An 11,764-nucleotide genomic window follows, 5' to 3' on the forward strand; every position below is an offset into this window, starting at 1 on the left:
GCGTCCGCCTGCGGTGCCCTACGCTGATCTTGTGGTCGCTGCGCGACGACCTCGAGGAGCTGTACGGTGACCCGCTCGGCATCTGGCGCGCGTGGGCCGACGACGTCCGCGGGCACGGCATCGACTCCGGGTGGCCGAAGACGCTCCCGGCGCCGCCGCCCTCGACGGCTTCTTCGCGGCCCGCTGACCGCGTTCCCCCGATGACCAGGAGGTCGCATGCCCCGTCCGACCGGCGATGTGAGAGCGTTCGAGACCCGCGCGAGCGACGCCGACCTCGACGATCTGCGCGCGCGGCTGGCCGCGGCGCGGCTGCCGGAGGCCGAGACGGTCCATCGCGCCGCGCCCGGCCCCCGCCGATGGGACCAGGGCGTCCCCCTGGCCGACCTCGTCGACGTCGTCGACTACTGGCGCACCGGGTACGACTGGCGGTCGTTCGAAGAACGCCTCGGCCGCGTCGGCCAGTTCCGCACGACCATCGATGGTCTGGGGATCCACTTCCTGCACCGCCGGTCCGCCCGCCCCGACGCCGTACCGCTGATCCTGACGCACGGCTGGCCGGACAGCATCGTCCGGTTCATCGATGTGGTGGACGAGCTGGCGGCCCCGAAGGACGCGGACACGCCGGCGTTCCACGTCGTGGTCCCGTCGCTGCCGGGGTTCGGGTACAGCGACAAGCCGGCCTCCACCGGTTGGGGGACCGAGAAGATCGCGGCCGCCTGGGTGGAGCTGATGGAAAGGCTCGGCTACGGCAGGTTCGCGGCCCACGGCGGCGACTGGGGAGGCAACATCACCACGGTCCTCGGCGGCCGGTTCCCCGCGCACGTCATCGGCATCCACACGACGTTCGCGGAGGCGCCGCCCGGGTTGCCGACGGACGGGCTGACGGCGGACGAGCGCGCGTGGATCGACGAGACCCGCGATTTCTGGAGCCACCGCGCGGGATACGCGAAGCAGCAGGCGGCCCGACCGCAGACCATCGGCTACTCGCTCGTCGACTCGCCGGTCGGGCTGCTCGCCTGGATCCTCGACAAGTTCGCCGAGTGGTCGGACACCGAGGACAGCCCGTTCGAGACGATCTCCAAGGACCGCGTTCTCGACGACGTCACCCTCTACTGGCTGACGCGGACCGGCGCATCGGCGGCCCGCATCTACTACGAGAGCCACAACTCGCTCGATCCCGAACTCCGCGTGGACGTCCCGTCGGCGCTCACCATGTACCCCCGCGACGTCGAGAAGTGCCCGCGCCCCTGGGCACAGGAGCGGTACCGGCGGATCGTCCGATGGAACCGCCCCGGGAAGGGCGGGCATTTCCCGTCGCTGGAGGTCCCCGAGTATTTCGTCGAAGACCTGCAGGAGGGGCTCGCGGCGGTGCTCGCCGCCGATCGGTGACTACATGAAGTTGCGGGTGTGGAGGGCGGACAGCTCCGCCGCCTCGTCCGGCGGGAAGCCGAGGCGTTCCAGCCGGTGCCGCCGCCCCTCGTCCATCTCCTCCCGGAGCCGCCGCACCGCGCGGTGACCGGACGCGACCGCGGCGGGCGTCCACTCCCCCGCCGCGAGGACGACGAGCGCGTCGAACACGTCCGCGTTCAGCCCGGCCGTGTCGCGCAGCGCGTCGTGGCGCCGCTCGACGGCGCCGCGCAGCCGGCCGCGCAGCCCCGGGTCGAGCCTCGCGCGGTGCTCCAGGTGGGCGACGCCGAACGCGACGTGCCGCGCCTCGTCCTGCCGGGCCAGCCGGACGGCCGCGCGGGTGACGGGGTCGGGCGCGTGCCGGTCGAGGAACGACAGCAGGTTGAGGAACGCGCCCTCGCCGAGGACCGACAGCAGGAACGAGGCGAGCGAGAAGTCCGGTTCCGCGAGCAGCGTCGCGAGCGACGCGCGGCCGCCCGCCGAGGACGTGCCCATCTCCCCGCCGCGCAGCAGCGCCCGCCGGGTGAACACCTCCACGTGCCGCGCCTCGTCGGCCGCCTGGACGGCCAGCAGCTGCAGGACCTCCCGGAAGTGCGGGTGGACGCGGGCGAGCAGCCGCGCCGGGACGACCAGCGCCGCCTGCTCGTTCTCGACCAGGTACGTCATCACCTGGACGACCGCCCGCTCGACCTCGGCCGGGACGTCGAACTCGGCGTCCCACGGGACGGCCGCCGCGGGGTCCCACTGGGCGGACGCGGCGTGCGCGTAGAGGCGGGGGGCGACGTCGGCCCACACGACGTCGCGGTCGGCCAGGTCGCTGCCGAGCGGGGGGCCGCCCGGTTCGACGAGCGCCCCGCGCGCCGCGAGCCCCCAGCGGGGGTCGGGGCGCCGCGCGACGCCGCCGGGCGCCGGTGCGCCCGCCCGCTCGGCGCCCGCCCACCGGTCGAGGTCCGCCCGGCCCCGGACGATCCGGCCCCGGACGGGGGTGGCGGCCGGGTCCTCCGGCGGGGCGAAGCGGTGGCCTTCGGCGCGGCACCAGGCGGCCAGGTGGACGGTCAGGGCCGGGTCGGTGCCCGCGACGGCCAGTTCCTCCCCGGGCGCGAGACCGGACAGGGCGCGCCGGACGAGCAGGTGCGCGCCGCGCTCGAAGCCGAGTCCGCCCAGGTCGAGAGCCCTCACGGGGTGTAGCCGCGCGCGGTCACCCGTCCGTCCGCGTCGTAGAAGCCGGTCTCGTCGACGGCCCGCTCCAGCGCCGCGTAGCCGTCGTCGCGGCCGTCCTGCCATGCCTTGAGCCCTTCGAGGTCGAGCAGCGGGCGGGCGTCCGGGTCGGCGAAGCTCATCGACAGCAGCAGCCCGGCGAACCGCTCCGCGGCCCGCTCCGGCACCGAGTCGGACACCGTCAAGTTGCAGTGGTCGTAGGGCGGCGTCTGCGCGAGCACCCGGGTGCCTCCGGGCGGCAGGACGCCCTCGGTGCCGAACAGGAGGTGGTTCGCGTCGACCATGCAGGCGGCGGCGACCTCCCCGGACGCCAGCGCCCGGGCCGCGTCCCGCTCCCCGCCGATGTCGTCGCCGTGCAGGCCCGCGCCGGTGTCGAACCGGCGGACGTCGACGTCCGCCCCAGGGATCAGGCCGTGCGCCCGCAGGTGCGACAGCGGCAGCAGCGTGGCCTGCGGCGAGTCGGCGGCGCCGACCGCGACGGTCTCGCCCCGCAGGTCGGCGACGGACGCGAACGGCGAGCCCTCGCGCACGACGACCACCGAGGTGAGGTCGCGGTCGGTGTCCCGCATGACGAGCGGGCGCACGCGGCGGCCGCGGGCCTCGGCGAGGCGGCGGGCCCGGATCCAGGCGAGCGGCGAGTTCCACGCCGCGTGGATCCGGCCGAGGGCCAGGTCCTCGACCTGCCGCTCGTAGTTCGAGTACAGGACGAAGTCGAACGCGAACCCGCGCGCGGCGAGCCACGCCCGGAACCCGGTCCAGATCGTCACGACCTTCGGGTCGTAGGCGACCGCCCCCATCAGCAGCATCGGGTCTCCTCTCCGAACAGCGGCAGGCCGAGGCCCGCCCGGGCGACGAAGTCGTGCAGCGCCTCGGTCGTCGGCGCCATGACGCGGGAGGCGAGCGCGTCCCGGAAGCGGCGCTCGACGGGCGTGCCGCGGACGAACGCCGACCCGCCGCACAGCCGCAGCACCCCGTCGGCGACCTCCGCGGCCGCCTCCCCCGCGACGGCCTTGACCTGCAGGACCCGCAGCGTCGCGTCCGCGCGTCCGGTGCCGAGCGCGTCGAGGGTGTCGCGCAGGAACGCGCGGGCCCCGTCGACCCGGATGCGGAGCCGGGCGTAGGCGGCGCGGGCCCCGGGGTCGTCCGCGGGGGTCCGCCCGAGGTGCTCGTAGCGGGTGCCGGTCATGCGGTCGCGGGCGGCGTCCATCAGCGCCTCCATGACGCCGAGCGAGAACGCCCCGCCGAGCACGAGGAACGCCGGGAGCGCCGTGCCGAGCGCGATGTCGAGCCCGGCGCCGTCCGCGCCCAGCATCGCGCCGTGCGGGACCCGGACGCCGTCGGCGGTGACCGGGCTCGACGCGTTGCCGCGCAGGCCCAGCCCGTCGAACGGCCCGGCGACGGCCAGACCGGACGCGCCGGACGGCACGTGCCACAGCGTCATCGGGCCCTCCGCGGACAGCGGGCGGCTCGACCACACGTACCCGTCGGCCTCCCCGGCGGAGGTGACGAAGCTCTTGCGGGCGTCCAGCCGGACGTCCGGGCCCGCGGGGGACGCGGTGCCGAGCGGCGCCCAGAAGTGGCTGCGCGACCCGGTCTCGGAGAACGCGAGGGTGGTGAGGTGCTCGCCCGCGGCGATCGCGCGGCGGACGTCGTCCGGTCCGTGCGCCTCGAGCACCGCGGTCGCCGCGTAGTGCATGAGGACGACCATCGCCGTGGACCCGCACGCCCCGGCGATCCGCTCGACGACCCGGGCGGCGTCCGCGAGGCCGCGCCCCGCGCCGCCCGCCTCCGGGGCGCTCAGCAGGCCGAGGGCGCCCGCGGCGGCGAGCGCCGCCACGCCCTCGCGGGGGAACGCCCCGGACTCGTCCACCGCGGCGGCGTTCGGGGCGACCACCTCGGCGACCGCGGCGTCGATGCCGCGGTCGGGCGCCGCGTCGGCGGCGCGGGGTTCGGGCATGACGGCAGAGGTCACAGGATGCTCCCACGTGTCGGCGGGCCGCGGCGCATGATCATCGGCGGCCGTAGGGTGCTGTTCCTCCGTGCGCGCGGTTCAAACGGCTCGCCGCCCGCGGCGTCCGCGGGTCGCCGTAAGCTTGCGGCATGTCCGACGGTCCGCCCCCCTGCGCGTGCTTGCTCTGCCACGACTACGGCGACCGCGACCGGCTGGACAACTTCCTCCTCCGCACGATGGTCCACATCACCCAGTACGGGTGGAGCGTCGTGCTGCACCACGCGGACGACATCGGCCCCGGCTGGGCGTACACGATCGGGCTGTGGCACACCCACCGGGTGCCCGAACTGGCCATGTTCGGCGGCGACGTGTACGAGATGGAGGAGTCGCTGGACCTGCTCGGCCGGCGGTCCGCCGAGGGCCGCCCGCCCGCCGACGGCGAGCGCCGCGACGGCGTCGTCCGGGACGGGCCCGCCGGGATCCGCACCGTCGACCACCGCTGGTACGAGCCGCTGCTGCACGGCGCCGTCGCGTTCTACCGGCGGACGCCGCCGCCGTTCCTGCAGGTCCTGTGGCCGAACGCCGACGGCCTGTTCCCCTGGCAGCCCGGCACCGACCTTCCGTTCCGGCGCTCGCAGCCCTGGCTGTGGCTGTCCCCCGGCCAGCACTCCCCCGGCGTGTGGACCCGACGGCTCTGAGCGGGCACGGGGCGTGACGTAGGATCGCCGGGTGTACGGGCCGATCGCGGAGACCATCCGGACGCAGCGGCTCGTGCTGGAGCCGCCGGCGCCGCACCACGCCGACGAGATGGCCCCCGTCCTGGACGACCGCCGCCTGCACCGCTACATCGGCGGCGAGCCCCCGACCCGCGACGAGCTCCGCGACCGCTATGCGCGGCTGGCCGCCGGCCCGGCCCCGTTCCACCAGGAGTACTGGCTGTACTGGATCGTCCGCCGCGTCCGCGACGGCCGCGCCGTCGGCTACGTCCAGGCGACGGTGCGTCCGGCGCCGGGCCGCTACACCGTCGCGCCGTCCGCGTCGGGCTCGACGGTCACCCCGGCGCCGCCCGCCACGGTCGCGTCGGTCGCGTGGGTGATCGGCATGCCCTACCAGGGGTTCGGGTTCGCGACCGAGGCCGCCCGCGCCCTGCTCGGCTGGCTCCGCGACCGCGGCGTCGACGAGGTCGTCGCGCTGATCCACCCCGCGAACCGGCCGTCCGCCGCCGTCGCCGCCCGGCTCGGCCTGCACCCCACCGCCGAGACCGCCGACGACGAAACCGTCTGGCGCCTCCCTGGGACGGGCGAGGGTTAACAAAACACAGCATTGCCAATGCAGTTGCATTCGGTGGCGCGCCGAGGCTACGGTGAGATCACCAAGGCAGATCGCGGCCGCCGGCCTGCGCGTCAGGACGGCGGCGGACAAAGCTGTGCCCCGGGCGGCATGCGATGCAGAGGCGGACCCGGGGCTTCCGCCCGCAAGTGTAGCACCATTCCGTTCCATGCTCATGAGGCGAAAGGGCAGCCGTGAACAGCCGACCCCCGATCTGGCTCCACCGAGCGCTCTCCCCGGCCCGTTTTGCCCCCTACCTCAGCGCCGTGAACGGTGACGTGGACGCCGCCATGCGGCTCTACTGGTGGAACGTGGAGGTTTCGTCCGCTTTCTACGGCCCTCTTCACTGCCTGGAGATCGTGCTTCGCAACGCTCTGCACGAACGGCTCCGCGAGCGGTACGACCGCGACGCATGGTGGACCGCCGCACCGCTCGGAGCCGAAAGCCTCCGGAAGGTGGACCGAGCGAAGGAGAAGGCGCGTCGCAAACTGACCAGGGAGGGCTCCCGTACGCTGGTGCCCGACGACGTGGTGGCCGAACTGACCTTCGGCTTCTGGGTCGAACTGTTCAGCCGCCGAAACGACCGGAACTTCTGGGTGCCGACGCTGCACCGCGCCTTCACCGGTTACTCCGGCCGGCGCAACGTGCTCCACAGGGAGTTCCTTTCGATGGTCCTCTTCCGCAACCGGATCATGCACTACGAGCCGATCCACCACCGTGAACTCGATGAGGACCATCTGACGGTCTACCGACTCATGGGATACATCGAGCAGGATCTCGCCAAGAACGTGCAGCGGCTCGACCGCGTGCCCGCCGTGCTCGCCCGCAGGGGCGACGTCTGCGGCGGCGACGGCCGGTCGAGCTTCTGACGGAGTCGAGCATGATCGAGGCGGGCACGCTCGTATCGATGAGCGACATCGCGCAGCGGACCGGGGTGCGGCGTCCGGCCGTCTCCAACTGGAGGCGGCGGCACGCGAACTTCCCCGCCCCGGTCCGGCACTCCCCCGGAGAGTTGTTCGATGCCGCTCAGGTCGCCGACTGGCTGGACTCGCGGATGATCCCCGCCGGCAACGTCCGGCCGGACGAGCCGAGCGGCACCACGTTCGGCGACCGCTTCCGCGCGACCTTCGCACGCCCGGGCCGGGGCGGCGCAGCGGACGGCCCGCCCGCCGAGCCCCAGGCCGGCCCCCGTTCTCCGCATCGCTCCGGACGACCGCGCCGCCACGACCGGGCAGCGCGCGACGAGCGGGCGGGTCGCGAGATCACGGCGCGGCTCATGGAATGGACGAGGCCGCTGCGCACCCTCGGCGACCCGGCCGCCCACGTGGACGTTCTTCTGACGCTGCTCTACTTGCGGTCGGCCGACCCGCACGGGTGGGACGGCCTCGTGGAACGGTGGCGGGGGCATCGCCCGGTGTCCGTGAACGACCTGGAACACGGCCTCCACGAACGGCTGGCCGGCGATCCGGTACTCCTGCGCATGCTGTGGGAACCGCGGCGTTGGGCGGAGAGCCCTTTCATCGGCCCCCGGGAACTCCTCGCACTGATCGAACTCCTCGACAGGGAAACCGAACTGAGCGACAGGACGGTGGCGAGCGATGTCGCCACCGAGTTGCTGGAGCGGATCGCCGCCTGGGAGGGGCATCGCGGCGGCGAGTTCCATACCCCGGCGCCGGTCGCCGACCTCGTCGCGCGCCTTGTCGAGCCCGGCCCCGGAGAGCGCGTCCACGACCCTTGCTGCGGCACCGGTGACCTGCTGGTCGCGGCCGCCGCTCTTTCGCCCCCCGGTTCCGCCCCCGTCCTGAGCGGAAGCGCTCTCTCGCCGCGGCCGCTTCTGCGAGCAGGGCTCAACCTCGCCTTCCACGGTCTCCGAGCCGACCTCGCCCCGGACGCCCTCGGCCGCTTGCGAAGCGGCCCCGACTCCGCGGCCGCGTTCGATCGTGTCGTCTCCAATCCCCCCTTCGCCGTGCGGGACTGGACGGCGTCCGGCTCATCCTCATCCGGTAGGTGGCCGTACGGCGTTCCTCCCGAACGCAACGCGGACTTCGCCTGGCTCCAGCTCGTCGCCGGGTCGCTGTCCCCGCGAGGCCGCGCCGCGGTGGTCATGGCCCCCGGCACCACCTTCCGGGGAGGCCGGGAGCAAAAGATCCGGGAGGCGATGGTCAAGGACGGCGTCGTCTCCGGCGTGATCCTTCTCCCCCGGGCCCTGTTCCCGAACACCGGCATCGCCGTCACCGTATGGCTTCTGGAGAAGGGACGCAGACCAGGATCGGACGTTCTGCTCATCGACGCCGGCGACGTCGCCCCGGTCGACTTCGGCGAGATCGTCGACACGTACCGTGCCTGGCGGGCGGGTCACCGAACGAAGTGGAGCGTTCCGGCTCGTGCTTGTTCGGTGGTCGAGCTGCACGATGCCGATTACCGGCTCCATCCGCCCGCGCTCGTCGGCGCGCGGAAGGGCGGTCCCGCCGACCGCGAGCACGCCGACCACCTGGTCAACGGCGAGGCCATCGAGCGGATCCGGCGGCGGATCGCCCACCTCGACTCGGAGATCTTCCGGCGGCTTCCGACGGCGGCGAGGAATGCGGGCGGCCACGGCGCACCGGATGGGGTTACCCGCCCGCTCGGTGAACTGTGCCTGATCCGGATGGGCCCGCCCCGGATCGCCTCGGGGGCCGGCGACGGGGTCCCCCTCGTGACCGCCAAGCAGATCAAAGACCGTCGCATCCACGAGAAGGATCTGCAGTACGCCTCTCACCGGTTCGTCGAGACGTCTCCTCAGTACCGGCTGCGTTCCGGCGATATCGTCTGTGTCCGCACGGGAGCGATCAATCGTGCCGCCCTCGTGAGCACCGCTCACGAGGGGTGGGTGCTCGGGGGCGGCTGCCTGCTGCTGCGCCCGGGACCCGACGTGCGCCCCGGCTATCTTCTGCATTATCTGAACCACCCTCAGGCGGTCGACTGGGTGGTGCGCAGGGCGTCCGGCAGCGTCATGCCCACCATCAGCGTGCAGCAGCTCCGGAGACTCCCCGTGCCGCTGCCGCCGCCGGAGCGGCAGCAAGAGATCTGCGAGTTGCTCGACGCCATCGATGAGAAGGCCGCGCTGCACGCCGAGATCGTCCAGCGAACACGGGAACTGCACGGACGCGCTCTGACCGCGCTGCTCGGGGACACTCCGGCAGGATGACACTCTGATATCGGGCGGTGGCGGGCGGGGCGGACACGGGTAGGTCAGAATCGGCTGCGCGGTGGCGCGCGGGACGAGACGGCCGGGACGAGACGGCGGGGAGTGGGAGAGCATGCTGGAGGTCTGGCCCGGGGATCCGTACCCGCTGGGCGCCACCTGGGACGGCACGGGCACCAACTTCGCACTGTTCTCGGAGGTGGCGCGGCGGGTCGAGCTGTGCCTGTTCGACGAGCGGGGCCGCGAGACGCGGTACGAGCTGCCCGAGGTGGACGGGTTCGTCTGGCACGGGTACCTGCCGGGCGTCGGCCCCGGACGCCGGTACGGGTACCGGGTGCACGGGCCGTTCGACCCGCGCGAGGGGCACCGCTGCAACCCGGCGAAGCTGCTGCTGGACCCGTACGGGAAGGCCGTCGAGGGCAACGTGCGGTGGCACGAGTCGCTGTTCTCGTACCGCTTCACCGACCCGGACGTCCTCAACGAGGACGACAGCGCCCCCTACATGCCGAAGAACGTGGTGGTGAACCCGTTCTTCGACTGGGGCGACGACCGGCCGCCGCGCGTCCCGTACCACGAGAGCGTCATCTACGAGGCGCACGTCAAGGGCCTGACGCGGCTGCACCCGGGGATCCCGGAGGAGCAGCGCGGGACGTACGCGGGGCTGGCGCACCCGGTGATGATCGACCATCTGCTCGACCTCGGCGTGACGGCCGTCGAGCTGATGCCGGTGCACCAGTCGGTGCCCGAGCACGCGCTGGTCGCGCGGGGCCTCGACAACTACTGGGGCTACAACACGATCGGGTTCCTCGCGCCGCACAACTCCTACAGCTCGTCCGGGCAGCACGGCGAGCAGGTGCTGGAGTTCAAGGCGATGGTCCGCGCCCTGCACGAGGCGGGCATCGAGGTGATCCTGGACGTCGTCTACAACCACACCGCCGAGGGCGACCACCTGGGGCCCACGCTGTCGTTCCGCGGGATCGACAACGCGTCCTACTACCGGCTGCGCGACGACGACAAGCGCTACCACCTCGACTACACCGGCTGCGGGAACTCGCTGAACGTGCGGAGCCCGCACGCCCTGCAGCTCATCATGGACTCGCTGCGGTACTGGATCCTGGACATGCACGTGGACGGGTTCCGCTTCGACCTCGCTTCCGCGCTGGCCCGCGAGCTGCACGACGTCGACCGGCTCGCCGCGTTCTTCGACCTCGTCCAGCAGGACCCGGTCGTCTCGCAGGTGAAGCTGATCGCCGAACCGTGGGACGTGGGCGAGGGCGGCTACCAGGTGGGGAACTTCCCGCCGCTGTGGACCGAGTGGAACGGCAAGTACCGCGACACCGTCCGCGACTTCTGGCGCGGCTCGTACGCGACGATGCCGGAGTTCGCGTCCCGGCTGACCGGTTCGTCCGACCTGTACGAGCACAGCGCGCGGCGCCCGTTCGCGTCCGTCAACTTCGTGACGTGCCACGACGGGTTCACGCTGCACGACCTCGTCTCGTACGACCACAAGCACAACGAGGCGAACGGCGAGGACAACCGGGACGGCACCGACGACAACCGCTCGTGGAACTGCGGGCACGAGGGGCCCGCGCGAGACCCGGCCGTCCGGCGGCTGCGGGCCCGGCAGAAGCGCAACTTCCTGGCCACGCTGTTCCTGTCGCAGGGCGTGCCGATGCTGTCGCACGGCGACGAGCTGGGCCGCACCCAGCGGGGCAACAACAACGCCTACTGCCAGGACAACGAGCTCGCGTGGGTGCACTGGGACGACGCCGAGGACGTCGCGTTCGTCCGGTCCCTGTCGCGCCTGCGCCGCGACCACCCGGTGTTCCGGCGCCGCCGGTTCTTCACCGGGACCGGGACGGGCGCCGCCGCCGACATCGCCTGGCTCACCCCCGCCGGGGAGATCATGACCGACCAGGACTGGAACGTCGGGTTCGCGAAGTGCCTCGGGGTGTTCCTCAACGGCGACGCCATCACCGAACCCGACCGGCGCGGGCGCCGGGTCCGGGACGACTCGTTCCTCCTGCTGATCAACGCCGGTCCCGACCCGCAGGAGTTCACCCTCCCGAGGGCCGAGTACGGCGAACGGTGGGCCCCCACGCTGGACACCGCCGAGCCCGGCGGGGTCGGGGAGCGTCCGCTCGCCAAGGCCCGCGCGACCCTGAAGATCGCCGACCGGTCCCTGTCGGTGCTGCGGCGCGTCTAGCCGGGGCGAGGGGTCAGGGCGCGGCGGTCACCTCCATCGCGGTCAGGAACACCAGGACGACCGTCGCGACGGCCACCGCGCCGTGCACGGCCACGGCCGCCGCCGGGAACGCCTGCTCCGCGCCGCGCGCGTGCCTGCCCCGGCCGACGAGCCAGCGGGTGAACAGCAGGAAGCCCTGCATGACGACGACGATGAGCGCGGCGAACGCCCACCAGGCGTAGACCGGGTCCCCGGTGGCCAGGTGCCCGATCCAGAGCGCGAGGCCGCCTCCGGCGGCCAGCGGATGCCCCGCGACGGCGAGTCGCGGGAAGCGCGTCACCTTGGTCGCGAGCCCCCCGTTCGCGAACCAGGTGATCAGTAGGTACCCGCCCGCGAGTGCGGCGAGGACCCATGCTGCGAGCGCGGCGAACTCCACCCCCTGCTCCTTTCTGAGATTCTCATGTCCCCGACGGCAGTGTCGCCCCCGCAT

Annotated in this window: 10 protein-coding genes; 6 read left to right on the forward strand and 4 right to left on the reverse strand. The window is 73.2% G+C overall.

The window, feature by feature from the left end; all coding sequences use genetic code 11:
- Window positions 1-216 precede the first annotated feature (216 nt).
- Window positions 217-1,389, forward strand: a complete 1,173-nt coding sequence (locus H505_RS0101170) for an epoxide hydrolase family protein (protein ID WP_026400493.1) — start codon at window positions 217-219, stop codon at window positions 1,387-1,389.
- Here H505_RS0101170 and H505_RS0101175 read toward each other — a convergent pair whose 3' ends face one another.
- Genes H505_RS0101175 through H505_RS0101185 form a run of 3 tightly spaced genes read right to left on the reverse strand, consistent with a single transcriptional unit; the run spans window position 1,390 to window position 4,597 of the window.
- Entirely contained in the window at window positions 1,390-2,586 is a 1,197-nt protein-coding gene (locus H505_RS0101175) for a hypothetical protein (RefSeq protein ID WP_026400494.1), read from the reverse strand. It lies immediately after the preceding gene.
- Window positions 2,583-3,431, reverse strand: coding sequence for a phosphate/phosphite/phosphonate ABC transporter substrate-binding protein (locus tag H505_RS0101180; protein WP_034516120.1), 849 nt, complete (start codon window positions 3,429-3,431; stop codon window positions 2,583-2,585). Before H505_RS0101180 ends, H505_RS0101175 begins: the two co-directional genes overlap by 4 nt.
- Window positions 3,422-4,597 carry an acyl-CoA dehydrogenase family protein gene (locus tag H505_RS0101185; RefSeq protein WP_245592400.1) on the reverse strand — a complete coding sequence of 392 codons (1,176 nt, stop codon included), beginning with the start codon at window positions 4,595-4,597 and terminating at the stop codon, window positions 3,422-3,424. The genes H505_RS0101180 and H505_RS0101185 overlap by 10 nt, the downstream gene beginning before the upstream one ends.
- A gap of 128 nt (window positions 4,598-4,725) precedes the next feature.
- Between H505_RS0101185 and H505_RS0101190 the strand changes: the two genes are divergently transcribed.
- The 5 genes from H505_RS0101190 to glgX all read left to right on the forward strand — a co-directional run bounded on the left by H505_RS0101190 (window position 4,726) and on the right by glgX (window position 11,295).
- On the forward strand, window positions 4,726-5,274 hold the full coding sequence (locus tag H505_RS0101190) for a DUF4262 domain-containing protein (RefSeq protein ID WP_026400497.1): 549 nt from the start codon (window positions 4,726-4,728) through the stop codon (window positions 5,272-5,274).
- 31 nt (window positions 5,275-5,305) lie between these two features.
- Window positions 5,306-5,887, forward strand: a complete 582-nt coding sequence (locus H505_RS0101195) for a GNAT family N-acetyltransferase (RefSeq protein WP_026400498.1) — start codon at window positions 5,306-5,308, stop codon at window positions 5,885-5,887.
- Between the two features lie 284 nt (window positions 5,888-6,171).
- On the forward strand, window positions 6,172-6,774 hold the full coding sequence (locus H505_RS0101200; protein ID WP_245592401.1) for a hypothetical protein: 603 nt from the start codon (window positions 6,172-6,174) through the stop codon (window positions 6,772-6,774).
- 11 nt (window positions 6,775-6,785) lie between these two features.
- Window positions 6,786-9,092, forward strand: coding sequence for an N-6 DNA methylase (locus H505_RS0101205; RefSeq protein WP_026400500.1), 2,307 nt, complete (start codon window positions 6,786-6,788; stop codon window positions 9,090-9,092).
- A 112-nt stretch (window positions 9,093-9,204) separates the two neighbouring features.
- Window positions 9,205-11,295 carry a glycogen debranching protein GlgX gene (gene glgX / locus H505_RS0101210; RefSeq protein ID WP_026400501.1) on the forward strand — a complete coding sequence of 697 codons (2,091 nt, stop codon included), beginning with the start codon at window positions 9,205-9,207 and terminating at the stop codon, window positions 11,293-11,295.
- Between the two features lie 13 nt (window positions 11,296-11,308).
- Here glgX and H505_RS0101215 read toward each other — a convergent pair whose 3' ends face one another.
- Window positions 11,309-11,710, reverse strand: a complete 402-nt coding sequence (locus tag H505_RS0101215; protein WP_026400502.1) for a hypothetical protein — start codon at window positions 11,708-11,710, stop codon at window positions 11,309-11,311.
- Window positions 11,711-11,764 lie beyond the last annotated feature (54 nt).

Origin of the sequence: Actinomadura rifamycini DSM 43936 (assembly GCF_000425065.1) — a bacterium.
GTDB classification, from domain to species: Bacteria; Actinomycetota; Actinomycetes; order Streptosporangiales; family Streptosporangiaceae; genus Spirillospora; species Spirillospora rifamycini.

Bases quoted from the DNA above. Each gene is read 5' to 3' on its own strand.
- H505_RS0101170 (WP_026400493.1), top strand. From the start codon at position 217: ATGCCCCGTCCGACCGGCGATGTGAGAGCGTTCGAGACCCGCGCGAGC.
- H505_RS0101180 (WP_034516120.1), bottom strand. From the start codon at position 3,431: ATGCTGCTGATGGGGGCGGTCGCCTACGACCCGAAGGTCGTGACGATC.
- H505_RS0101190 (WP_026400497.1), top strand. From the start codon at position 4,726: ATGTCCGACGGTCCGCCCCCCTGCGCGTGCTTGCTCTGCCACGACTAC.
- H505_RS0101205 (WP_026400500.1), top strand. From the start codon at position 6,786: ATGATCGAGGCGGGCACGCTCGTATCGATGAGCGACATCGCGCAGCGG.
- glgX (WP_026400501.1), top strand. From the start codon at position 9,205: ATGCTGGAGGTCTGGCCCGGGGATCCGTACCCGCTGGGCGCCACCTGG.